The 25,491-nt window shown below is 45.1% G+C and carries 17 protein-coding genes; 9 read left to right on the plus strand and 8 right to left on the minus strand.

The genetic code is table 11. From position 1 onward, the window contains the following. Positions 1 to 228: 228 nt before the first annotated feature. Positions 229 to 1,446, minus strand: coding sequence for a hypothetical protein (locus ACFO4O_RS14040; protein WP_382409629.1), 1,218 nt, complete (start codon positions 1,444 to 1,446; stop codon positions 229 to 231). Positions 1,447 to 1,816: 370 nt separating this feature from the next. Between ACFO4O_RS14040 and ACFO4O_RS14045 the strand changes: the two genes are divergently transcribed. Continuing rightward, the gene (locus tag ACFO4O_RS14045) at positions 1,817 to 3,826 is read left to right on the plus strand and encodes an ATP-binding protein (RefSeq protein WP_382409631.1); all 2,010 of its coding nucleotides are present in this window, start codon (positions 1,817 to 1,819) and stop codon (positions 3,824 to 3,826) included. On the opposite strand, the gene ACFO4O_RS14050 is transcribed toward ACFO4O_RS14045, so the two are convergent. Next, complete coding sequence (locus tag ACFO4O_RS14050) at positions 3,747 to 4,622, minus strand: dihydrodipicolinate synthase family protein (RefSeq protein WP_382409633.1); 876 nt, start codon at positions 4,620 to 4,622, stop codon at positions 3,747 to 3,749. The two genes, ACFO4O_RS14045 and ACFO4O_RS14050, sit on opposite strands and share 80 nt — an antisense overlap. Positions 4,623 to 4,768: 146 nt before the next feature. Between ACFO4O_RS14050 and ACFO4O_RS14055 the strand changes: the two genes are divergently transcribed. After that, the gene (locus tag ACFO4O_RS14055; RefSeq protein WP_382409634.1) at positions 4,769 to 5,992 is read left to right on the plus strand and encodes an NADH:flavin oxidoreductase/NADH oxidase family protein; all 1,224 of its coding nucleotides are present in this window, start codon (positions 4,769 to 4,771) and stop codon (positions 5,990 to 5,992) included. A 12-nt stretch (positions 5,993 to 6,004) separates the two neighbouring features. On the opposite strand, the gene ACFO4O_RS14060 is transcribed toward ACFO4O_RS14055, so the two are convergent. The 4 genes from ACFO4O_RS14060 to ACFO4O_RS14075 form a co-directional block, all read right to left on the minus strand. After that, positions 6,005 to 10,159 carry an EAL domain-containing protein gene (locus tag ACFO4O_RS14060; RefSeq protein ID WP_382409636.1) on the minus strand — a complete coding sequence of 1,385 codons (4,155 nt, stop codon included), beginning with the start codon at positions 10,157 to 10,159 and terminating at the stop codon, positions 6,005 to 6,007. A gap of 344 nt (positions 10,160 to 10,503) precedes the next feature. Beyond that, positions 10,504 to 11,766, minus strand: a complete 1,263-nt coding sequence (locus ACFO4O_RS14065) for a coiled-coil domain-containing protein (protein ID WP_382409638.1) — start codon at positions 11,764 to 11,766, stop codon at positions 10,504 to 10,506. Positions 11,767 to 12,019: 253 nt separating this feature from the next. Then, complete coding sequence (locus ACFO4O_RS14070) at positions 12,020 to 13,138, minus strand: porin (protein ID WP_382409640.1); 1,119 nt, start codon at positions 13,136 to 13,138, stop codon at positions 12,020 to 12,022. 10 nt (positions 13,139 to 13,148) lie between these two features. Continuing rightward, the gene (locus ACFO4O_RS14075; protein ID WP_382409642.1) at positions 13,149 to 13,562 is read right to left on the minus strand and encodes a phosphate ABC transporter substrate-binding protein; all 414 of its coding nucleotides are present in this window, start codon (positions 13,560 to 13,562) and stop codon (positions 13,149 to 13,151) included. Positions 13,563 to 14,086: 524 nt separating this feature from the next. Between ACFO4O_RS14075 and katG the strand changes: the two genes are divergently transcribed. Next, entirely contained in the window at positions 14,087 to 16,354 is a 2,268-nt protein-coding gene (gene katG, locus ACFO4O_RS14080) for a catalase/peroxidase HPI (RefSeq protein ID WP_382409644.1), read from the plus strand. A gap of 80 nt (positions 16,355 to 16,434) precedes the next feature. Here the strand turns inward: katG and ACFO4O_RS14085 are convergent, their stop codons facing one another. Beyond that, the gene (locus ACFO4O_RS14085; RefSeq protein WP_382409646.1) at positions 16,435 to 17,328 is read right to left on the minus strand and encodes a LysR family transcriptional regulator; all 894 of its coding nucleotides are present in this window, start codon (positions 17,326 to 17,328) and stop codon (positions 16,435 to 16,437) included. Between the two features lie 107 nt (positions 17,329 to 17,435). On the opposite strand from ACFO4O_RS14085, the gene metE reads away from it, so the two are divergent. The 5 genes from metE (at position 17,436) to ACFO4O_RS14110 (ending at position 23,988) form a co-directional block, all read left to right on the plus strand. Next, positions 17,436 to 19,715 carry a 5-methyltetrahydropteroyltriglutamate--homocysteine S-methyltransferase gene (metE, locus tag ACFO4O_RS14090; protein ID WP_382409648.1) on the plus strand — a complete coding sequence of 760 codons (2,280 nt, stop codon included), beginning with the start codon at positions 17,436 to 17,438 and terminating at the stop codon, positions 19,713 to 19,715. Positions 19,716 to 19,951: 236 nt separating this feature from the next. Next, a complete protein-coding gene (nhaD, locus tag ACFO4O_RS14095; protein ID WP_382409650.1) occupies positions 19,952 to 21,367 on the plus strand; it encodes a sodium:proton antiporter NhaD in 1,416 nt (471 codons plus the stop codon). Between the two features lie 45 nt (positions 21,368 to 21,412). Next, complete coding sequence (locus tag ACFO4O_RS14100) at positions 21,413 to 22,537, plus strand: flavohemoglobin expression-modulating QEGLA motif protein (RefSeq protein ID WP_382409652.1); 1,125 nt, start codon at positions 21,413 to 21,415, stop codon at positions 22,535 to 22,537. Between the two features lie 47 nt (positions 22,538 to 22,584). Beyond that, entirely contained in the window at positions 22,585 to 23,625 is a 1,041-nt protein-coding gene (locus ACFO4O_RS14105; protein ID WP_382409654.1) for a metal-dependent hydrolase, read from the plus strand. A 150-nt stretch (positions 23,626 to 23,775) separates the two neighbouring features. Next, a complete protein-coding gene (locus ACFO4O_RS14110; protein WP_382409656.1) occupies positions 23,776 to 23,988 on the plus strand; it encodes a hypothetical protein in 213 nt (70 codons plus the stop codon). Between the two features lie 16 nt (positions 23,989 to 24,004). Here the strand turns inward: ACFO4O_RS14110 and ACFO4O_RS14115 are convergent, their stop codons facing one another. Next, positions 24,005 to 24,727, minus strand: a complete 723-nt coding sequence (locus tag ACFO4O_RS14115) for an SDR family NAD(P)-dependent oxidoreductase (RefSeq protein ID WP_382409658.1) — start codon at positions 24,725 to 24,727, stop codon at positions 24,005 to 24,007. A 77-nt stretch (positions 24,728 to 24,804) separates the two neighbouring features. Here ACFO4O_RS14115 and ACFO4O_RS14120 point away from each other — a divergent pair, with 77 nt between their 5' ends. Next, on the plus strand, positions 24,805 to 25,428 hold the full coding sequence (locus ACFO4O_RS14120) for a TetR/AcrR family transcriptional regulator (protein ID WP_382409659.1): 624 nt from the start codon (positions 24,805 to 24,807) through the stop codon (positions 25,426 to 25,428). Positions 25,429 to 25,491 lie beyond the last annotated feature (63 nt).

Below are 25,491 nucleotides of genomic sequence, written 5' to 3' on the forward strand. Positions count from 1 at the left end.
TTACCTTTTTGTTTTGTTAATAAAGATTCGACACCTTTATCAAAACGGGTAACTCTCTCTTTTGCAAGAGGATTGTCAGATTAAGTCGAGACTAATTCAAGTAAGTTCGTGAGCCTGTAACGAGACTGTAAGAGACTGTAACTAATTTTGTGTAACTGCCATTAATGCATTTGCAATCTGATTCCAACATTAACCGCTCAGCGCCCTCATCAGTCATCGAAATGCTTCTCAAAGATTTAAATGCGGCATTGAAACTCGTGATTCACAGTATTCTTGACCCATATGTTCCGAAACCTTTATCGCATCTTCAATGAACATCAACTGAGATTCGTGTTCGCCAAGACTATCGATTTCTTTGAGCCACTGTCTAATTCTTTTCTCGTCATTTGAGAACAAGTTGTGAGCCGCATTCGTGCCCACCGCAAAGCTCGGATCACGATATGAATTGCCCGTTTGTTCGAGCCGTGCCAGCGCTTCGTTATTGCCTTCGGCTTTATAAACAATGCCTTGAATAGCTGAGCCAATCATTCGATTAATCATTGTCTTTGCGCGTTTTTCCATATTTAGTCCCAGCGTTAAACATGCTGCGGCATTTTGCAGGTTATTTACCTTAGTTTTACACCAGTGAGTAATCGATTGGTAGTTAACCGGACGAGCAGCATCTATACCTATTCCCATGAGCACATTTGCAGCAAAACTATTTGCCTCAGAGGCTTCCATGGCGTCAACAAAGCCTAAGACTCTCTCACCAAAGCGCTCGTTGAATATGTTTGACGCGTTTAGACCCTCAATCATTCTTAGAACAGCCTCGTTGTCTTGTTTCGCTGCATATACCATCGCAGCATTAAACCACATTGCGCCATTTTGTTTGTCTGACGCTACAGCGTAATCGATAAATTCTTGCGTACACTGTGGGTGATTATTTACCGCGCATAGGTTTAGGATGTCCATGAGCACTAAAGAGTTACCTGGGTAGCTTGCTTCGAATTCAAATAAAAGAGCCAATCTTTTGTTCTCATCTTCATTTGCTCTCCAGTGCGCAAAAAGCGCGTGAGCCAGTTTTTGCTCATACAGAGTTGAGTCACTGAGGGAGTCTAAGTGCCTATCAACCAAGTTCGTATAGGCCTTATCATAATCACCCTGTTCATGATCGTCCTCATCATAACCCACAGGGTCACCGCCGCATTGCAGAATGCTTTGCCGCTCTTGAGTGACAATGTGTGCAGAAGGGTCGGAAGAGAGCTGCTTATTGTTTGTCTTTGGTGTTTTTGCTTGCTTGATGTTAGCGATAGCGTCTGCATTCAAATTAGCTAGCGTGGTATCGGTAATTTGCTCTTCGCCCTCTGTAGATTTACGAGGGTGTAAGGTGCCACCCATGATGTACAGAAGAATTAGCGAGAGGATGAATGCAAGGGCAATCACCACTAAGAACTTTCCCTTTGACAATTCCATTTCCTTTATTGCGGTCCAGAGGCTTTGCATGCGTTCAAATGCATCGATTCAAAAGATTATCATAAACGCTTTAGTGAAAATACATATGGAGTGCTTTGGTATTGATTGCAAAGGTGGCTGCCTACGCAGAAATCACCGTGACTTATGACGGAGCAAAACAATAGATTTACTCTGCCATCCCCAAGCTTTTTCAACTCTTCTTAATCCGTACCTTCAAACCTACCTCAAAACCCACCTATCGCACTGCGCTTGCAGGGGATAGTTTGCAATATAAATTTGACCTATACTCTTAACACGCCGCACACAAGTCCAGCGTGATCAGGTTTACCGCAAATGCACACTCAACAAAAGGCTCTTTCATAAAATGACACTAGAAGAAGAAATTAGCCGACTAAAAAGCGAGTTAAATCGCGCGAATAGTGACCGAGACAAATATAAAAAATTGTTTGACGTATCGGCCGATGCTCTCTCCATTATCGACTTAACAACGGGATGCTTTATTGAGTGCAATGAAGCGGCCATTGAAATGCACGGCGTTGAAAGCGAAGAAAATTTCTTAAATTTAAGACCCTCTGATATATCGCCAGAGCGGCAAACCTGCGGCAGACTGTCGGCAGATTTAGCCGGAGAGTATATTCAAAAAACCCTTGAACAAGGGCCACAACTTTTTCAGTGGGTGCACTCAAAGCTCGATGGTACAACGTTTCCGTGTTTGGTATCACTAACCGCAATTGAATTCGAGGACCGCAGTGTCATTCTCGCAGTTGGTAGAGATATCAGCATGATGGTAGATGCGCAAACAAAGTTAGAACAAGCGTTACTAGACACCGACAAGTTTAGAAAAGCCTACTTGAAAGAGAAAGCAAAGTTTGAAAAGTTTGTTGATTTAGCGCCTGTGGGCATCATCATTAATAAGATGAGCAATGGCTCTTTTGAATACGTGAATACTGAATTTACGCGCTTTACAGGCTATGCGGCAGACCAACTCAATAAGATGGACTATTGGCAGTTAACCCCACAAAAGTATGAAGAGCAAGAGGGTGAGCAGCTTGCCTCGCTGAAAGAAAAGGGACGCTACGGACCTTATAAAAAAGAGTATATTCATAAAAATGGACATACTTACCCGGTGCTTTTGTCGGGTATCAGAATAGATGACGACGACGGGCAAGAATATATTTGGTCGGTCGTGCAAGATATTAGTGAACAAGAAAAGGCTGCCGAGGTTTTACAGCAGGCTAAAGATCAAGCTGAGAGTGCAAATATCGCTAAAGGCGTTTTCTTATCGAATATGAGTCATGAAATCCGCACGCCTATGAATGGTGTGCTCGGAACGCTTCAGATTTTACAACGAGATACCCCCGACAATAGAAACAAAAAACTAATTTCCAACGCTATATTTTCAGCGAACACGCTACTTCGAATTATCAATGATATTTTAGATTACTCAAAGATTGAGTCCAATCAGCTCACCCTCGAAAAAGCCGACTTCTCGCTCAAACATTTAGCCGAGTCTGTCATTTCTGATATGCGTCCGCTGGCCATCGAAAAGGGTATCAAAATTGAATTTTCTTTTGCTAAACATATGCATAGACGCTGGCTGGGTGACTCGGTCAGGGTGCGGCAAATTATCATGAATATTGTGTCTAACGCGGTTAAGTTCACTCATCATGGAAGCGTGCAGCTCGATTTTAAGAGAACGCAAAGAGAGGGCTTGGATGGCTTGGTAATAAGTGTTACCGATACGGGCATTGGCATGTCGAATGAAGTGGTAGAGCAATTGTTCAGTCGGTTCTCTCAGGCAGATGCATCGATTACACGGAAATTTGGCGGCACGGGCCTTGGCTTATCGATTACCCGTAATTTAGTAGAGTTAATGCAAGGTGACATTAAGGTGGTTAGTGCCGAAGGGCAGGGCAGTAAATTTGTTATATTTTTGCCCTTGCAATACATAGAAGGCCCCGACAATCCCCAGCTTAGCAACGATGTGGTAGAGGTACCTAAGCTTAAAGGTAAAACAATACTTGTTGCTGACGACAATGTGATTAATCAAGAAATTGTGAAGTCGATGCTAGAGCCCACCGAGGCTACGCTTTGCTTTGCAGACGACGGGCAAGCCGCGATTGAGATGTACGAATTGGCAAAGCCTGATATTATTTTTATGGACATTCAAATGCCGGTATTAGACGGTAAACAAGCCTTTGAGTTGATTCGTGCCAACGACGCAGACACGCCAGTGATTGCGCTTACCGCTAATGTTATGACGCAAGAAATTGATGAGTACAAAGCACTGGGCTTTACCGGTCATTTGGGCAAACCATTTGATATGCAGAGCTTATATAAGCATCTAACGATACATCTCCTAAATCAGGCATGATAAGCGGCGAAGGTAACTCACACTGCCATCCTCGTTGGTTTGCTAGTGCATGCACGACTCGATACCCAGAGTGGGTCCGCATGAGTTGATAAAGCGGCGCGAGGGCAGTATTTAATCTGCGCGCTTTGGTCACATCTTTTGTTTTTATAGCGTTCATAATTGGCACTAAAAGCTCTGGCACTGTGCCGGCTAGGGTTGAATACCAAGCACTTGCACCGCCTATCATGGCGTCGCAACAAAATGCATCCACCGCATACCCGGCATTAATGTTTAAAGAACTCAAACTAGCGTGCTGCGCTTGATTATTTTGCTGCGCGAACATTTTGATGGCCTGAATATTGGGGTGTTCAGCTAGCCGTGCAATCACATCATAACTTAAGGCTTGGCCGGTTGTAACGGGATTGTCGTAAACGCATACCGGTAGCGGGCTATGTTCAGCAATGTCCAAAAAATATTTAGTTAGCTCATTGTTCCGCAAGGGCACGTAAGCAAAGGCATTGGCAATGACGCCTTTTGCGCCATGCTTATGGGCGAGCTGGCAGTTAAGCAGTGCCTCGTGAGAGCTGGTTGCACTTACTCCGCCTATCCAAGGTGTTGTAGCTTTGCTCCAGCACGCCATGACTCTTTCTCGTTCGAGTTGATTAAGATAAGCGAAGCTCCCTGTGCTGCCAAGCACGCCGATTGAATCTAATCCAGAGGCATCAACATGCCTTACAATAGCGCTTAGCGTATCGATGTCGGCGCGGCCGTCTTTAATGGGGGTAATCGGAAAACCGCTTAAACCGCTAAAAATCATCTTTATCTCCACAGCTTCTAAATAAAATGCGCGCAGTCAGGCGCTGCGCGAGCTTATCTTCAAAAACAATGATACCGCGCAATGATTGCAAGTAAGACTGCATTATGTTGCACTTTACCACTTCGCGATATCTGAAACGTTGATTTATGTTATTTACACCTATTACGCTCCCGTGTGGACAAGTTATTAAAAATCGTGCTGTGAAGGCTGCTATGGAAGAAAATATGGCAGACAAACATCATTTCCCCTCCCCAGAACTAAAAACGCTCTATAAAACATGGGCTCATGGTGAGGTAGGGCTCATCATTTCTGGCAATGTTATGGTTGATAAAATGGCCATGACCGGCCCCGGCGGCGTGGTACTTGAAAAGAACACGCCCTTACATGAATTTAGAGATTGGGCGCGCGAGGCTAAACAAAACGATTGTAAAGCGATACTTCAGATAAATCACCCAGGCCGGCAAGTGATGAAGGCCATGGGCGGTAAAGTTCTTGCGCCCTCAGCAATTGCCGTGAACATTGGTAAGCACTCTAATTTGTTAGCGCCGCCGAAAGCCATGAGCGAAGAGGAAATTCAAGACGTCATTCAGCGCTTTATTTACACCGCGGTTAATGCCAAAGAAGCGGGATTTGATGGCGTCCAAATTCATGCCGCTCATGGTTATTTACTTTCTCAGTTTTTGTCACCGCTTACCAATAAACGCACCGATAAATGGGGCGGTTCGCCAGAGAATAGAGCTCGTATAGTATATCAAATTATTACAAAGGTACGCGATGCCGTGGGCGAGCACAGCATCGTTGCATTAAAAATGAATTCAGCAGACTTCCAGCGCGGTGGCTTTGATGTTGAGGACGCCATTGATGTGGTTAAGCACCTAAATACACTCAATATCGACTTTATTGAACTCTCTGGCGGGTCTTACGAAGCGCCTGCTATGCAGGGGAAGTCTGGCGATGAACGAACCCTTGCAAGAGAGGCTTACTTTTTAAAGTTTGCCACGCAAATTTCAGAGCATGCGAAAATGCCACTTATGACTACCGGCGGAATAAAAAGGTTTGAAACTGCACAAAGCGTGCTCGAAAACGGCGTTGACCTAGTAGGTATGGCAAGCGCCCTAGCCTATGAACCTTCTTTAATAAGTGCGTGGAAAAGTTCGCCAGAGCATGTCGGCTTTGTGCCACATGTAAGTTGGAAAGATAAAGCAATGTCGGGACTTGCCACAATGGCCTTGGTAAAACGACAATTACGTAAATTAGGGAATAATCAGCCTACCAATCCAAAATGTAGTCCCTTGCTATCGTTAATTCTCGACCAACTGCGAATTAAGCGGCTAACAAAGACCTATCGTAAATGGATTGGCGTCGGATAGGCCTTCAATACCTTAATCTTTTTTCAAGCGTTTTTCTTTACTGGCAATACTTTCTTGATACTTTTTCAGCGGGGTAGATTGCGTTTGGTTTTGGTCAAATTCTAAAGGACTATTTAAAAACGCTATGACCTTATCAGCAGGCAAGGGCTTAGATATGTAATATCCTTGGGCAAAATCCGCTCCTAAGTCTCTTAGTGCATTAAGCTGTGTATCGGTTTCAATGCCCTCAGCGGTGACTTTCATACGCAGGCTCTGCCCAAGCGACACTGTTGCCCTTACAATTTCTAATGCGTCAGCGTTAATAAGTCCATCCGGAGTATTGTCGATGGCGTCTACAAACCTTCTATCTATTTTTATATGTTGCACAGGCAGCTGATTTAAATAAGCTAAGGATGAATATCCTGTGCCAAAATCATCAATGGCCAGCTCAATATCTCGGGCAATAATTTCGTCAAGCAAGTGCTTAATGTTTGCGTCATTTTCAATCAAGGTCGATTCAGTAAGCTCAAATTTGAGATACTTACCGGCAAGTCCAGTGCTTGCTAAGCAATTATCTACAGTGTCTAAAAACTCGGGCCCACGAAGCTGATTCGACGACAGATTAACCGCGATGGTGACATCTTCAATGCAGTCAAATAATTGCCATAATTTTAGTTGCTCGCAAGCGGTTTTCATTACCCACTCACCAATGTCCATAATCAGGCCTGTTTCTTCAGCCATAGGAATAAACATATCGGGTGGCACGTTGCCTCGTTTAGGATGCTTCCATCTTATGAGAGCTTCAAAGCTTGCGATTTTATTGGTGCGTAAGTCAAGCAGCGGCTGGTAGACCAAATAAAATTCATTGTTCTGCACGGCATCATGTAAATCGCTCTCCAATTTTGAGAGCTCCATGGAGACTTTGCGCATCTCGCGGTCAAAAATTTTGTAGGTGCCCTTGCCATTTTGTTTGGCGTTATACATGGCAATATCAGCATCACGCAGTGCGCCAGTGACCGCGGTATACGAATGGTCGCACATCACCACGCCAATACTAACGTTAAAGTGCAGCACTACTTTATCGAGCACGAAAGGCGCGTTGAATGCCTCAATAATGCTGCTGGCAAGACGCTCTAGCGCGCTTGGCTCATCTACATTTTCAACCACTACGGTAAACTCATCACCGCCAAGACGAGCTGCATATTGGCTGTCGGTAAGCAGCTTTGACAGGCGCATCCCGCTAGCAATTAGCAGCTCATCACCAATGATGTGACCGTGCGTATCGTTAATTTGTTTGAAGCGATCGCCGTCTAAAAACATCAAGCCAAAGGGCGCTTGCGCTGAACTATGCTTAGTGGCAATGAGCGAATTCAATTTCTTAATGAGCCATTCTCGATTGGGCAGGCCGGTGAGTGAATCATGAAAGGCAAGGTGGAATAGTTTACTCTCTGCGACCTTTCGCTCGCTCACTTCGATTTGCAGTTCTGCGGTTCGGTTTTCAACTCTCTGTTCGAGCTGTGCGTTAAGCTCGGCTAATGAATCACTGGTTTCTTTTAACTCTAAAGCATATTCATTGAGCTGCTGCGTTTTTTCGTCGACCTTTATTGCCAATTCAATTTCACGACTCCTAATCAATGACACTCGCCATTTCACAAAGCCATAAGCCGACAACAGGGCTATCAAAACAAATATAAGACGCGCCCACCAGGTTTTCCACCATGGAGTGGCGATAATAAACGAAATAGTGTCGCCGCTTTCATCCCAAACGCCACTGCTGCTGGCCGAAAACACTTCAAAGGTATACTTACCCGAAGGGAGATTATTAAACCTAGCAGACCTTTCGGTAGCGTCAGTTTCAATAAAGTCTTGCTGCCATCCAACAAGTCTGTATTTAAACCTATTGTGTTCGGGGAACACAAAACTAAGGGACGTAAAGTCGATTTTAACGTTATTGAATGTATGTGAAATAATAAGTGCTTGTTCTCTAATCGACGAGATATGCGGGTTTACTTCTTGGCGCTTGCCATTTTTCAAATTCTCAAAAGCGAGTGTTAAAATTTTGGTGGGCGGCACGTAAGACGGCTTAACAACATCGTTTATATTAATAATGTTCATACCGTCTTTAGTGGGGATGTATAGCTCATCTCCTATGCTGATGAACTCTCCATGAGTGCTGGTAGCATTGCTAACTAGGCCATCTTTTTTGTAATAAGAAACAAACTCTTCGCTCTGTGGATTGAGTATCGAGATACCCTCGTCGGTTGCAACCCAAAGCTTACCGTTTTTGTCTTTATGAATATAGTTAACGGCGTTGTGCGCTAAGCCGTCCTCTTTGCGATAAACCTTTAGCGCTTTGCTAAGGCTGTTGTATCGATACAAACCGTTAATTGTACCAACCCAAATCTCTTCAAGAGACTCTACTAGAACAAAATAAGCGGCCTCGATTTGTGAACTCAAAAGCGGGACAAAGGTTTCAGTAGGTATATCAAAATATTCAAGCCCGGTTTGACCCGACATAAAGAGTTTGTTGTCGTAAAGCTGAATATGCGTTATCTCACCATTAAGGCTGCCGCCTGTTTTGCCCTCCTGCGCAATCGGGTATTGCGTAAAGCGCCCTGTTCCATAATTAAAGTATTGAAGACCAAATCCCCATACGCTCAGCCAAAGGCCCTTGTTGTTGTCAGGTAACACAAAAAATATGTTATTCCCCGCAAGAGTTTGCTCTGCGCTTTTAAGTGGATCATGTTCAAAGCGTTCTGCTTCCAAGGTATTCGGGTCTATACGGGAGAGGCCTCCAGCCCAAGTACCTGCCCAGATATAGCCATCTTGGTCTTCAGCAACTGAAATCACCGCATTAGATGACAATGAATCTTCATGCAGGGGGTGGTGCTTAATATTGCTAAAATCCCCAGTGCGATGATTAAAGATATTAATTCCGCCACCGTCTGTTGCAATCCAAATATCGCCGTTATCGCGCACAACGCCATCAAAATAGTGCGGGAAATAGTCTTGCACCGGCACCGTAATTCTATCTCGTAGGCGTTTGAACACCTCCAAATTCGGTGTCATCCTGAAAAGACCAAAATGATTCATGGATATCCAGAGTGAGCCCGCGGCGTCCTCAGAAATATCCTCAATGGTGGCAAATGGCAGTTTGCCAGGTTCATTAATGGATGATTTAGAGCATAGGAATGAGTCGCTTGAGCGCTGATACAAGCAAATACCTTCTTTTTCTAAACCGGCCCATAAGTTATTAGCTGAATCTAAAAAAACCGTGGATACGTCGCTTGTTAGTAGACCTTTAGAAAAATTCTCGACTGAATGAATTCTATAGTCGAACGATTTAGCGTCTATCTGCATAAGACCTTTAGGCGTACCCAACCATAACTCGTTGCGCTGCTCATCAAAGGCTAAGTCGCGGATATACATAGTTTTAAACAAATTTCCCAGCGAGGTGGGAACTTCAAAAAAGGCTTGGTTGTTTATATCAAATACAAAAAGTCCGTCTCGGCCGGCACTCCATATGTATTGGTTATTTTTATCGTAGGCAAGACTGTAGAGGTAAGTGCTTGAGACGAAATGATCGTAGTTTGCAATGACCGTAGCTGTTTTGGGGTCATAAACTAATAAGCCAGCACCAAACCCCCCTACCCATAAATTGCCCTCATCGTCTCCGATGATGGAGTTAATGCGGTTAAATTTAGAAACGTCTAATGCGATGAACTGCTCCGTGTCGTAGTCAAACTTGTATAAGTCGCTACCGCCTACCCAAATCTCGCCATGCTTATCAACATATAAATAGGGATTTTGAATTCTGGTTTGCGAATTGTCTCGGGGCAGTTCAAAGGGAACGAGTTTGTAGCCATCGTACCTAAATACGCCGCCGTTACCGCTTAGCCATATATGATCCGACTTGTCTTGTGCTGAATGTCGAACAAAACTGTCTTGGCCAGTTTTCGACATATACATTTGAATAGCGCGATAATGAGAAATGGAGCTGATTTTTTCAGCGTCTATGCGCATTGTTGCCTCGGCGGCGCCAAGCCCCAGTGCACATAAACAGCTTAGAAAAAGCGCGATAATGCGTAACAACAAAAGTGTGCGCTGCTCGGGGGCAAACGGTGCGTTTGTATAGTGTTGTCCATTATTGATTAACAATGTGAATGGTCTCGTTTTATTCTGTGTCATAGGGTGGCGATCATTTATCTGGTTTTCGCTAGCCACTCTCAATAGGCGATGCATGACATTGGTTTACTATCGCGCAATATATTGTCGTGAAATTATTTGTTATGAAATTTGTCGTCATAAATATGGCGGGCGCAATTTAGTGCGCCCAAGCCTTTAAGTTCATATCGGCAACAGAGCCATAATTTATAGGCTTAGGTTTATAAATTATTTGGTAAATATACAAAAGACTAATATTTTTGATACGTATTTGAGGCAGATGCCTGGAGTAGCCATGCGAGAAACATTAAGGCAAAAAAGGAAGGGGAAGTGCTACGTTGGCGCAAGTATGCGCCAACGATATCCATCTAGCGAGCTATTGAAAAACGCTTAGTTGCACTGAACTTGTTAAATACGTCGTCTATTTTAAATTCAACCGTATATTCGCCCGGCTGCAGTTCCTCACCATCGTTTAGTTCAAGGGTAATATCAAGGTTGGTGCGTCCGGCAACCGACTGACGCTGCAGAGTGCTGCCATCTGGATTAATTAGCCTTAAGCTCATAAAACTATTCGGGTTGTAGTTAAAATTCGCGTCTATATCTAAGGAATTTACGCAGACAGTAGTCTCTGAGCTTTGAATATCGCAATAGTTTGGGTTTACTTGAAACGTTACGAAAGCTAATTCGCCGGAGGCAAATGTTGCTTCGGGTTCGTCACCCTCAGCCTCTTGCTGAAGCTGAGCTAAAGAGCTTAACAGTTGCGCGTTTTCTTCCCTAAGCAGCCTGACTTCTTCGGCCAACACATTGTCAGAGGCGTCATCGCCTGATGTGCTAAGGTTAAGCGTTGCTGTCTGTGCTTCAAGCTCTGTCAAGCGTGCCTGTAGGTCGGTGTTGTTTTGCTGTGCTTGTGCGAGCTCTTCTTGCAGGCGTTCAGCTTCGGCGTTGTCTACACTGGCACTTTGAATCTCTTCATTTGTTGCGTTTGCGGCTTCTAATTGGGCGATGTTTGCAGCAAGCAATGCTGCAGATTCTTCGTTTTCCTCGCTTAGTTGATCGTTTGCTTGTTGCAACGATGCTATCTCTTCCTGCAAGCCTCTGAGTTGCTCTTGAGCGTCTTCTAATGCTTGCTTATTTGCCTCTAATTCGTTGACCTGAGCCTGTAATTCGCTCAACTGTTCACTTTGCTCACTGGCGCTAGATTCGCAGCTGTTTGCTTTTAGTTGCGCTTGCTCGAGCAGAGAGCTTAGTCTAGACACTTCTTCGCTGTTTCTTATCTCGGCGCTATTTATCTCGGCACTATTTATCTCAGAATTATCAATCTCGGAATTAGCGGCCACACTGCAGGCTTCACTTTCGGTGCTCGCGGCCTCTTGTGCTAATGCTAGTGCTTCTTGTTTTTCTGTAAGCGTTGACTCAACATCGGCAAGTTTATTTTTTAGCGTTTCAACCTGCTCTTGCAAGGCTTCACTTTTCACTGCTAATGCTTGATTCTCTGAACGCATTTCTGCGACGTCAGCATCGCTTGCGGGTAAAGAGTTGTGTGCTGCGAAAAAAAAGTAAGACGCAGCAACTATCAGAAACGCAACCACGCCTATGATATATCTGACTGCATAGGTAGACATGAATTTCATAGCCAGTTGTGTATCCTCGTTCGGTTTGTCGGGTGATGTTCAGTGTTAATCGGTGTTAAGCATTGTTGGCTACATACCGACTTAATACAATCAGTTAACGGCCAGTCAGCCGCTGTCTTTATTTTATTTACATTACTTTATGTTTCAAGGCGCCTAGTTGCTTAATAAGCCTCACTATCACTTTGCAAAACTAAAGGAGAAAAAGCCCACAACAATGTGGGCTTTGGTATCACTTTAGTCTGGAGCGATAATTTTAGAACACGTAATTAATCGCAAAGCGCACTAAGGTAGACTCTTCGTCGTTTCTAAGCTCATCGGTATAACGACTCACATCCGCTTTTAACGCAACGTTTGCATCAAACTCATAGCGAAGCGTAGCGGTAGCCACCGTAAACGACTCTGCAAACTGCGCATTAATGCCCAAAACGGCAGGGCGCAAGCCAGCAGCCAATTGCGGAGGAAGCGCGTTAAGCTGGTCTAAACCCTTAACCTCGTCACCTTCAAATGATTCATAGGTAATTGAGGGCGTCCAGTTGCCCGCACGGAAACCTGCGGTAACGTACCATGCTGTATCGGTCGGCGTGTAAGAGTCAGCAATTTCAATTTCGGTGTACTCAGCACCAAAGAAGAAAGAAGACAAATCCGCTTCAAGACCTACACCGTAAAACTCTGCGGTATCGTCATTCATGCGTAAGAATTCACCAAGCTCAGGTGCTGCTTGCGCGATTTGATCCACTACTGGGTCGAGCTGTGGCTGACTGAATGTTACCTTTGAACGACCGTAAACGGTTCGCAAACTCAACCAGTCGTTAGCAACTTCTGCACTCACCATGTAAGTGTTGTCGCCCTCGATGTCACCGCCAGATACTTCGTTATCAAACGTACCTACTGCAGCACCTACGCTGACTTGCCAATCACCTACAAAATCAGAGTAATCAAATCTGAAACCATCGAGATCATTAAACGGTACGTCATAAACGTTACGCGGGGCCGCTACCCAATGATGCGAATAGCCAACATCCAAGGAGTCTGAAAAACGGAAAAGTGGAACGCGGAAACGACCAGCACTGATTGAGGTAGTGTTGGTGGCCTGATAAGTCACGTATGCCCATTCAAAATCAACGTCGTAATCGTTTACGCCGCGAGCAAGAATTTGTACCGTAGCGGTCATTCTTTCGTTAATGTCGCTGCTCGCTTGCAGTGCAAATAAACTCTCTTCACTGAAGCTAAAATTGTCGTCATATCCGTATAAGCTCTCGTCGCTACCGGTAGAACCCACAACCACGTTTGCAAAGCCATTGATGCGCACTTCAGCTTGTGCACTACTAATAAGGGCCGCAGTCATTGCTGTGGCAAGTAATACTTTTTTCATGGCAAATTCCTTAGTCTAAATCTACGACTTTAACGTCATCGGTGACAGATGATGAATCGATGTATCCGATCACGCTTTTGTCTTTCTTAATGAGCTCAATCACTTCAGCGTCAGACGCTGCTTCAAGTGGCATTTGTGCTCGCCCAGTGAATACAAGCTTTGACAATGTTGCAGTAACTCGAGCTGTTTTTAGCTTCAAGATTTTATTGTCGAACTCGTTGCGTGCTTGTAAACCAACAGGTTGATTTACCGGCGTAGATTCTTCACCAGTAGAAAACTCGTTTTCTTGACCTAGAAATATGCGTTTTACCGACTGCGATGATAAAACAGCTTCGTTGTCTGGGCTCACGACAACGACCACGTCAGCTAAGGCGTGGAAACTAAAAAAGGTGCCGAGCAGGGCAGCACCAAAAATACGCTTCATTTTGATCGTTTCCTTGATAAGTAGTGTGTATCGAGAATTATTTTTATGCCGCGATTCAAATTGAATCAACGGTATCAAGCTTCCCTCTATTTCGCCGCTCCATGCTACTTACATATCGTTAATCAACATAAGTAGTCAGCTGGTCACCACTCTTAGCGTATGGTTTGTAGCATATGCGTCGTCAGACCAGTTGGCGAATTCCATAAAGATTCACATTCTATTAGGAAAAAGTCAAGTAAATGAGCGTCTGTGAGCGCTTAATCGCGGCAAAAAAGAGCGTTTGTCCGTAATTTAGTCTTAGCTCATTGTTTGCCCTAACCTTAATCGTATAAGTAAATAAATATAACCTTCCGCAATCTGTAATTACGATTAGCGCAATCGATTTTATTCGTAACACTTTTTTAACAAGCCCTCCTATACTGAGATCACGCTGATGTTGAATCGGAGACCTCATCCGATCATGCGTGATAATACGGTGCCAGCATTGTGGGCATCCAGCATCATTAAACTAAGAGAATATAAGCATGAACACACACACATTTTCAAAACGCTTATTGGTGGGTCTCGTTGCAAGCATCTGTTTGTCGGGTGCCGCCATGGCTGAAACCGCAGAAATGACTAAACCCAAAGGCGCAATGGGTACGGGTATGGCCAAACAAGGTCAGGCTAAGAGCAATCAATTTTGGTGGCCAGACCAACTCGACCTATCGGCGCTTCGCGATCACGACTCGCGTTCAAACCCATATGGCGCTGATTTTAGCTATGCTGAAGCGTTCAATAAACTCGATCTAGATGCAGTGAAAGGCGATATCAACGCCTTGCTAACTGAGTCACAAGACTGGTGGCCCGCTGATTTTGGTAACTACGGTCCATTTTTTATTCGCATGACATGGCACAGTGCCGGCACCTATCGCACCCTTGATGGACGCGGTGGTGCTGGCGGTGGACAGCAACGCTTTGACCCTCTAAATAGCTGGCCTGATAATGGCAATTTAGATAAAGCGCGTCGCCTATTATGGCCGGTTAAGCAAAAGTACGGTGAGCATCTTTCGTGGTCAGACTTAATGGTGCTTGCTGGCAACGTTGCCCTAGAAAACATGGGCTTTGAGACTTATGGTTTTGCAGGTGGTCGAGCAGACGATTGGGAGCCCGACCTAGTGTATTGGGGACCAGAGGTCGAGATGCTAGCAAGTGACCGAGAAGACAAAGACGGTAAGCTGCAGCGTCCGCTTGGCGCTACCCATATGGGCTTAATTTATGTCAATCCTGAAGGGCCAAGAGGTAAACCAGACCCGATTGGTTCGGCTAAAAATATTCGCGTTGCCTTTGGGCGCATGGCGATGAACGATGAAGAAACGCTCGCGCTTATTGCTGGCGGCCACACCTTTGGAAAAATGCATGGCGCGCACAAACCTGCTGACTGCGTAGGACCCGAGCCGGGTGCCGCAGGCATCGAGGAGCAAGGTCTGGGTTGGAAAAATACATGCGGGAAGGGACATTCTGAAGACACTGTAACCAGTGGCTTAGAGGGCGCATGGACCCAAGCGCCGACCAAATGGACCTCATTGTATTTAAGCAACTTACTTAACTTTGAGTGGAAAGAAACCAGAAGCCCTGCCGGTGCTATCCAATGGATACCTACCGATGAGTCCTTGCACAAAGCGGTGCCAGATGCTCATATAAAGGGTAAATTTAACCCGCCCGTCATGACCACAGCCGATTTGGCGCTTAAATACGACCCAGAGTATCGAAAAATCGCTGAGCGCTTTTTGGCAGACCCTAAAGCATATCAACTGGCCTTTGCTAAAGCTTGGTACAAACTAACTCATAGAGACATGGGGCCGAGACGCAATTACCTAGGCAAGGAAGTGCCAAAAGACATTCTTATTTGGCAAGACCCGATTAGCGAAGAGACGGCATCGACCATTAGCGCAGATGATGCTCAAATTCTGAAACAGCATATTCTCGACGCTAATTTAAGTGTTCCAGAAATGGTGCGCGTGGCCTGGGCATCGGCTGCTAATTATCGAGATGCCGATATGCGAGGCGGGGCAAATGGCGCGCGCATTGCACTGGCGCCGCAAAAAGATTGGGAAGTGAACAATCCTGCAGAACTTGCCAAGGTATTAGAGGCGCTTAGCACCATACAAGAAAAAGCGAATGGTGGCATGTTTGGCAACAAACGGGTCTCAATGGCTGATTTAATTGTATTAGCAGGCGGTGCAGCGCTTGAAAAAGCCGCAAAGGATGGGGGTTTTGATATAAGTGTACCGTTCACTCCTGGGCGCGGCGATGCGACGCAAGCGCAAACCGATACTGATTCGTTCGATTTGCTTAAATTAGAGGCCGATGGCTTCAGGAATTACTTCAACGCCGAGCAAAGTTATAAATCGCCCACCGAGATGCTGATAGACAAAGCCGACCAACTCGACTTAAGCGTGCCAGAAATGACCGTGTTGGTAGGTGGCTTAAGAGCCTTGAATGCAAATCACAGCGGCAGTAAACATGGGGTGTTAACTTCTAAGCCTGGTGTGTTGAGCAATGACTTTTTTGTTAACTTGCTTGATATGTCTACCGTATGGCAAAAAGTTGATGAAGACGGCATATATCAGGGCCTCAACCGAAGCACTGGCAAGCCTATGTGGAGCGCCACTTCTGTTGATTTGATTTTTGGGTCTAATTCTGAATTACGAGCGGTTGCAGAGGTGTATGCCTACGATACTTCTAAGCAAAAATTTGTGGAGGATTTTGTAAAGGCATGGACCAAGGTGATGAACCTAGACCGTCAATAGAGTAAATTGTCATTTAGTTTAAAGGATGAAGCCAAGTAGCTTGGTGCTGGTTAGCTGGTTAGCTGGCTAGCACCAAGCGCTTAACTATGTGTTTGTGCATGAGCAGCAAACTCTATAAAACCAGATACATAATCGGGCATGATTTCTTTTTTACGCACGCCTAAAAATATGGACTTTTGCATTCTGTGTGGACCAAAGGGTATAGCGCATATATCGAGCTGCGCCTGAAAATCTTCTACCAACCATAAAGGCAGCGCCGCAACGCCTCTTTTTGCCGCAACCATTTGTAGCATGATTTCAGTCGCTTCAATTTGCTTGTGTTGTTTAACATTACCGCCAGCAGGCGTTAAAAATCGGCTAAATATATCTAAGCGCTCGCGTTCAACCGGATATGTAATCAGCGTTTCATGGCTAAGATCATTGGGCAATATGTGTTGCTTATTGGTGAGCGCATGCTCAGTTGACACAACTAAAACGTGTTCGTAGTCGAATACCTTTATGTATTTTATGCTTTCGTGATGCAGCGGGTCGGGCGTGATCACCATATCAATATCGTATTCTAAAAGCGCCCCCAGCGCGCCAAACTGAAACTGCTGTTTTACATCTATATCCACATCATTAAAGGTATGCATGAAAGGTTTTACAACTTTCAATAGCCAATGGTAACAAGGGTGGCACTCCATGCCGATACGCAAATTACCGCGCTCGCCTTTAGCAATTTGCGCCAGTCTTGTCTCTGTATATTCAAATTGCGGCAACAAACGTTTTGATAATTGCAGTATTTCTGTGCCCGCAGGGCTTAAGCGAACATTTCGACCATCTTTTTGCCAAATCTGAACATTAAAACGTTGCTCGAGCTTTTTAACGGCATGGCTTAGCGCCGATTGAGTGAGGTTTAGTTCTTGCGCGGCGGCGGTAATGGTGCCCCGCTTCGCCACAGTGCGCAGAATTTGGAGATGATAGCGTTCTAACATAGCGTTCCTATTAATGAGTCATATTCATGGTTTAATGAGAATATACCATTATTTTTTATGGATTAGCTTATTTATGATGTCTCAACACTTAAATGAGGGACGTATAGATGGCTAAAATACACACGCTTGGATTTCCGCGCATCGGCAAGCACCGAGAATTAAAACGCGCACTTGAGGCTTACTGGAATCAAAAGATTGATAAACCGGCTTTTACGCAACAAATTGAAGCGCTTGAGGCGCAGCGTTTTGAGAGCTTCAGTCACTTAGACTTAGTGCAGGTGGGTGATTTCTCGCTGTATGACCATGTGCTCGACACCAGTTTCTTATTTTCAAATGTACCTCAGCGTGCATTACAAAGTCGTGACAGTTTAGACAATTATTTTAGGGTAGCTCGCGGCAAAGCTAGCATAAATGATTGCTGTGCAGCGAGTGCGTCTCAGATGACAAAGTGGTTTGATACAAACTACCACTACATTGTGCCTGAATTTAATCAAGACACGGTATTTTCACTGAACAGCGATGCTTTATTAGGTAAGGTGCGACACGCTCGCAGTCAGGGTTTTGAAGTAAAACCAGTGATTATTGGACCACTCACTTATTTATATTTAGGTGAAGTAAGCGACAATACGCCAGTGTTGGATTTGCTCGATAAATTGCTAAATGAATACAAGCTTTTACTAAACCAGCTCGCAAAACTTGGCGTGAGCTGGGTGCAAATAGATGAACCAGCATTGGTAACTGAGTTGTCGCCGCAGTGGCAATTTGCCTATAAATACGCCTATGAGGTCCTTAAACATGCGCAAGTTAAGTTGCTATTAACGACCTATTTTGGTGATTTGGGCGACAATTATAAACTCGTTTGCGAACTACCTGTTGCTGGCATTCATGTGGACCTTACGCGTGCACAGATTGATGCGTCGGCCTTAGCAGATAGACTGTTGCCCGAACAAGTGCTCTCGCTAGGCGTGATAGACGGCCGAAATGTATGGGTGTCAGACTTAAGTGAATTAATAGAAAAGTTACAAGCGCTTGCGCAGAAAAAGGGAGATTTATTATGGCTCGCCCCCTCGTGCTCACTGCTCCATACTCCGGTTGATATTAACACCGAAACAAATCTGCCAGCGCAGGTAAAACCATGGCTGGCCTTTGCGCAACAAAAGCTCGAAGAACTGCACACGCTAAAGGTAGCCTTGGGCCCGAACCCCGGCGCTGCGAGCGCAGCCTTGCTCGCTAACAAAAAGGCGATTGAATATAAAAAGCGTTCTGCCTTAAGAAGCAGGCCAGAGGTTCAGGCATCGATTAATGCTATTGAGCCTAGTTGGTATGTTCGTGATAAAAGCTTTACTCAGCGTTATGCTCAGCAGGCAGACCTTATAAACTTACCCCAATTTCCAACAACTACTATTGGCTCGTTTCCGCAAACACCCGAAATACGAAAGCTAAGGCAGCAATACAAAGCTCGCGCAATTACGCTCAATGAATATGAAAAAGGGCTAGAGCAGCATATTGCTCAATGTATTGCGCAGCAAGAGGAAATTGGTCTCGACGTTTTGGTGCATGGCGAGGCGGAGCGCAATGACATGGTTGAATATTTTGCGTCTTACTTGAACGGCATGCTCACCACTGATTTTGCTTGGGTACAAAGCTATGGTTCAAGGTGCGTAAAACCTCCCATTATTTACGGAGACATAAGCAGAAAAACGAGCATGACGGTAAAATGGATACGCTTTGCACAAGGTTTAACTGCAAAACCGGTAAAGGGAATGCTCACAGGGCCAGTCACGATTTTGAACTGGTCATTTGTAAGAGATGATCAGCCGCGCGCTCTTACCGCTAAGCAAATAGCGCTCGCCGTGCGCGAAGAAGTATTGGAGCTTGAAGCGAATGGAACGCAAATTATTCAGATTGACGAGGCTGCGCTGCGAGAGGGCTTGCCGCTTAAGCGGGCTCAGTGGACAGAATATCTATCGTGGGCAATAGATGCGTTTAAACTCTCAGCGGGCGGGGTAAAAAACGAAACGCAAATTCACACGCATATGTGCTATTCCCAGTTTAACGATATTTTGCCTGATATTCAGCGTATGGACGCCGATGTAATCACTATCGAAACCGCGCGCTCGCAAATGAAACTATTAGATGCATTTAATGACTTTAAGTATGCTAACAGCATTGGCCCAGGCGTGTACGACATTCATAGTCCGAACATTCCATCGGTTAAAGATATTGAATCGTTAATGAAGCGCGCTATGGACCAATTGCCCAGCGAAAGGCTTTGGGTAAATCCCGATTGCGGCTTAAAAACCCGAGCTTGGCCTGAGGTGAAAAGTGCCCTTGAAAATCTAGTGGAAGCGGCTCTTGCGCTCAGGCAAAACCAAGTGTCTGTTTAATGTCTAAGTTAGCGCGCTATCGGTTATTTTGCGGGATATTGCACAATGGCATGCCTGTGCGTACATGACAGCGTGTATAAGACTGCGCGCAAAAACGACGAGCTTAAGCGGCGTGAAAGCGCCGCTTAGCCGCATCACGCAAACTTATCTTCATAATACTATCGTCTATTGGCGTGGTTTAGCACACCGAAGATGTTATATACTGCGCGCACCAAAAGTCCTCCGTTGAGACCCTCTTGAAGCACCTGCTCTTTTCTTTAACCCTCATACTTCTATCACCCGCGGCATTTGCAGCCCAAGCCGGTGAAATAAATCTTACCTACACCTTTGCCGGATTTACCGCGGTTACAGTGTTCTTTATTGCTTATCTGTTAGTGGTGGGTGAAGAGTTTCTACATATTCGCAAATCTAAACCAGTACTAGTGGCAGCGGGCATTATCTGGATTGTGATTGGATGGATATACACTCAGCACGGCATTCCAGCAGCAGCCGAAGAGGCGTTTAACCATAATTTATTAGAATATGCCCAACTGCTATTGTTTTTGCTGGTGGCGATGACCTATATAAACGCGATGGAAGAGCGCAATGTGTTTGACAGTTTGCGTGTCTGGATGATTGCCCGCGGTTTAAGCTTAAGAGGCTTATTTTGGTTGACCGGCATTCTAGCGTTTTCCATTTCTGCCTTTGCAAATAACCTGACAACCGCCATGTTGATGTGCGCCATTGTGCTGAAAGTGGCTAGCAATAATCAGAAATTCATTAATATTGCCTGTATCAATATCGTAGTTGCCTCAAACGCTGGCGGCGTATTCAGCCCCTTTGGCGACATTACAACGTTGATGATTTGGCAGGCGGGCTGGGTCAAATTTGAGCAGTTTATTGTGTTATTTGTGCCGGCGTTGGTAAATTTTGCCGTGCCAGCACTAATATTAAGCTTTTTTGTCTCCAATCAAAAAACCGCCCCCGTTATTAATACATCGATTGTGTTAAAGCGCGGCGCAAAACGCATTGTTGTGTTGTTTATCCTGACCATCGCTACCGCAGTGGCGGTGCATAGCCTCATTACCATGCCGCCAGTGCTCGGTATGATGATGGGCTTGGGTTATTTGAAGTTTTTTGCCTTTTATTTGCGTCAGAGCTTGCCGCGCTCCCTTGATAAAAAGCGCACTATTGCAGAGCGCAACAACGACAATGAGGCGCTAACGCGCTTGGGAAATATCGTCCCCTTTGATATTTTTGACAAAATCGCGCGCTCGGAGTGGGATACTTTGCTGTTTTTCTATGGCGTAGTGATGTGTGTGGGCGGTCTCGGATTCATGGGATATTTAGCCATGATTTCTGAAATTTTGTATACCCAATGGGATCCTACTTACGCCAATATTTTTGTGGGTATACTGTCGGCCATTATCGATAATATCCCGGTGGTATTTGCGGTACTCACTATGGCGCCGGTTATGGACCTACAACAATGGCTGCTGGTGGCTCTCACCGCAGGTGTAGGCGGAAGTTTGTTATCTATTGGCTCTGCCGCCGGCGTTGCCCTGATGGGCCAAACCAAAGGCCAGTATTCATTTATAGGGCACTTAAAATGGAGCTGGGCGATTGCGCTGGGCTACGGGTTAAGCGTTTATGTACATTTGTTGCTAAACTAACGGGCGTAAAACCCTTTTAATGCAATAAACCACGGTGCCTACAAAGTGATACAACAAGCAGTGTTAGACCTCGATGCCAAGCTTCATGCCTTGGTGAGCGGTATTGAAATTTTAGATGCGATTTCGCCGATTAACTTTAAGCAGCAGCGTGTTGACTTTTTTGCTAACAATTACTTAAGCGAGCCAGAGTTTGCCTATAAACCGCGCTCCCTCGATGCTTTTTCGCTAAAAAGGCAGTTATTTAATCTACCCATTGAAAGCCTTGGTGATGAAGACTTAGTTAAGCTCTACGCAGCAGTAATAAATTCATTTATCGATAAAATTGACCAAGTGGTGTCGATTGGCAGCGCCGACTTTATTTATGATTCGTTCAGATATTATGGCGAACCTTCTGAAAAAGACATCCGAAACGCGGCCTTTGTGCTGCATCTGCCCTACGATAAACAAGACGATAGCAGCTTACTCAACGCACAAGACATTGAGCGTTATTTACGCAGTTTTGCCACAGAGCAAGGCTACGAGCATAGCGTAAAGCTCGACGACAACATGATTTCTAAAGCGCTAGTGTCTGGCACCACGGTAAAAATTAACTCGCAGGCAAAAATTAGCCCTGTTGATATGAAAGCGCTTGCGCACCACGAGCTTGGTGTGCATTTAGCAACTACCTTAAACGGCCGTCGCCAGCCACTGCGAGTGCTGTCTCTGGGCTGCCCCTACAATACAAAAACACAAGAAGGTTTAGCGATTTTAAGCGAGTATATGGCAGGGTGTTTGACAGTTGGACGCTTACGCAATTTGGCGCTCAGAGTCATGGCAGTGAATTCAATGATAAAAGAAAAGAGTTTTAAAACGACTTTTTTACTGCTCAAAGAAGAATATCAGGCGTCAGATGAGCAAGCGTTTACTATCACGGCGCGGGTCTATCGCGGCGGAGGATTCACCAAAGACTATGTGTATTTGCGCGGTTTTCATGAAATGCTTAACGCTTATGAACACAGTCCAAATTTTTCTAATCTTTTATGCGGCAAAACAGCTATAGAATACTTACCGGTGATTAATCGCTTGGTAGAAAAGGATTACTTAAAGCCACCGAGCTTTATTAGCCCAGCCTTTGCAAATCCGCAAATAAGCGACAGTGTTCAGGCCTTTATTGCACGCGCCATTAAATAGTTGACGAACAATATTAGCGTGCACACCAGCATATAAGAGCAATTACAATGGATTCATTAACGCAAGTAGCGCTAGGCGGCGCGGTAGCATACACCGTGATGGGAAGAAAAATGGGCGCAAAAGCGGCATTGTGGGGCGCTGCCCTTGGCACCTTGCCTGACTTAGACGTGTTTATTCCTTACGGTGATGCGATTTCTGATTTTACCTATCATCGGAGTTTTAGCCATTCACTGTTGGTACATGTGCTTGTTACACCGTTAATCGCTTGGTTAATGACTAAGTGCCATGCTTCTGCGCGGCCTTATTTTAAGCAGTGCATGCTTTTGGTGTTTTTATGTTTATCGACCCACGCCATTCTTGATAGTTTTACCGTGTATGGCACCCAGTTATTTTGGCCTCTTACTGAATATCCCTTTGGTATTGCTAATTTATTTATTATCGATTTATTGGTCACTATTCCGCTACTGATGGGTTTTATAGCCGCTTTATTGCCGCGCTTGCCCTATCGGAAAGCGAAACGCCTTAACCTTATTGGTTTGGGGCTCTGCACACTCTACATTACGTGGTCTTTAGTGGCGCAGCAGTACATTAATCACAAAATTGAGCGCACACTCGCAAACAACAACATTGTAGCCGGCGCCTACATGAGCACCCCAGCTCCTTTTACTACTTTGCTGTGGCGGGCGGTTGTGATGTCGGATGAGGGTTACTATGAGGTGTATGCGTCAGTTTTTGATACGCCTGAACAGGTAAGTGTTACGCAATTTACAAGTCAAGAAGGTCTGCTCGACGGATTGGAAGATAACTGGCATGTTCAACGATTACGTTGGTTTACTAAGGGGCTATATTCGGTAAGTGAGCAGCAAAGTGCGATTGTAATGTCAGATTTGCGCATGGGTACGCAGTGTAACTATGTGTTTAACTTTAAAGTGGCTGAGCGCAGTATAAACGGCCCCAAAGCCGTTGATGTTGAGCAGTATAGTTCACGCCCTGATATGAGTGGCTTAAAGAAGCTGTTTGAGCGTATTTGGCAACCAAGTATTGTGCTATCGCCACCGGCCAATACGCCCTGCGGCGAGCTCAACTGAGGCTAAACTACGCTAAGCAACTTGTTCAGCCTGATAATTTATATCACTTGGGCTTCAAAAAAACTATGCGAGTTAAGAAATACGCTAAATAACCGATACCAAGATACTAATGCACAACCAAACGCATAACTAAAACATGAGTAAATTCCGATGTATCTGGTAATTAAAGGCAAACTCGATTTAAGTAATTATTTTGCTGTGATGGTGCTTTCAACCATCTTATTGGTGGGTGTTGTCATTGCGACTAGCCTGCTGCCCTTTGACAAAACCGGCACCGCTTTGCTTATGGCTGTGTTAAGTGTTGTATCACTAGGCTCAAGTATGAAAGTGATGAGCCTAGTGATTAATCAATCGAGAGAGTGATCAGCAAACAGCCGCTTTAAGCATTTGCACCACCATCAACAGCGAGTTGAGCACCGGTAATATAACTGGCCTCGTCGGAGGCTAAAAACAGCACCGATGCGGCCACTTCATCAGGTAAACCGAGGCGTTTAAGCGCAGTAATGCCTGCTGCATCTGGGTTGCCCATATCGGTTTCAATGGGGCCAGGTAATACCGCATTAACCGTGATTTTTCGGTCTGCCAAGTCCCACGCCCACGCACGAGTTAATCCGCTTACTGCAAATTTCGACATGGTATACATGCTCGCACCCGCAAAGGTGCCGCGCTCGCCTAAGCACGAACTAAGATTCACAATGCGGCCGCCCTCTGGCAGAACAGGCGCCACGGCTTCGGTGAGGGCATAAACCGATTTAATGTTTACATCAATGATCCTGTCTAAATCAGTTATTTGGCTATTGCCAATCATACCGCCCTCAAAAATCCCAGCGTTGTTTACTAAGATATCGATTTGGCCAAACGTACTAAGCACTTCGTCTTTCAGCTTAGCCATATTGGCAGGCACCAATGCATCGCCATGAAAGGCCTTTGCAATGCCGCCAGCGGCCTCAATCTCTGCCACCACGGCATGCGCTGCGTCGGCTGATGCGCCATACACAACCGCTACTTTTGCGCCCTCGGCGGCAAAACGCCTTGCGGTTTGTGCGCCAATGCCTCTGCTGGCGCCTGTGAGTAGCACTACTTTATTGGTAAATCTGTTCATTGTTTTTTCCTAATTGATTTATTTAGCATTCGCTAATAAAATACGAGCATCAAAAGACAAAGTCAATTAATAAAATAGTGATCGATACAAAAATAAAAAAATCAAGAGGGCGTCCGTCTAAGTTCGACCGTAACGACGTGATTGTAAAAGCATGCCAGTTATTTAGAGAAAAAGGCTTTGAAGCAACTTCGATTGCACAATTGTGCGAGGCAACAAAGTTAAAGCCGCCAAGTTTATATGCGAGCTTCAGCGATAAAGAAACGCTGTTTTGTGAAGTTTTAGAAACCTATCATGCGCCCTATGCACGAATATTAAACGATATATTCAGCCAACCCATTTCTACCTTAGATGCACTTACGCAACTGCTTTTAATGAATAAAAGCATGCACTGTTGCGGGCAGATGAATGGATGCCTCATTGCTAATTCGTCGATACAGGTAGACAATGCCGATTCAAACATCAGCCGCCTGATAAAAGCCCTTCACGACAAAAACGAAGCGATGATTACAGCGCGTATAGAGCAGGGTAAGGAAGCAGGAGATGTGGCAAGTAGTGTTAATTCTGCAGCAGTTGCGCGCTTTATTAACGGCACGGTTCAAGGTAGTGCCGTCCTTGCAAGAGGGCAGCAATCAAGCGAGGCGGTGTCTGATATGCTTGAAACGGCAATGCAGCTATTACCCGCATTGTTAAAAAGTGCATAGTCGTAACACGATGTTTGATTTGGCAAATACGCATGGGTGCAGGCCGCAGATATAGGTAGAATG

It is taken from the genome of Glaciecola siphonariae (assembly GCF_042652645.1).
Taxonomy (GTDB): domain Bacteria; phylum Pseudomonadota; class Gammaproteobacteria; order Enterobacterales; family Alteromonadaceae; genus Glaciecola; species Glaciecola siphonariae.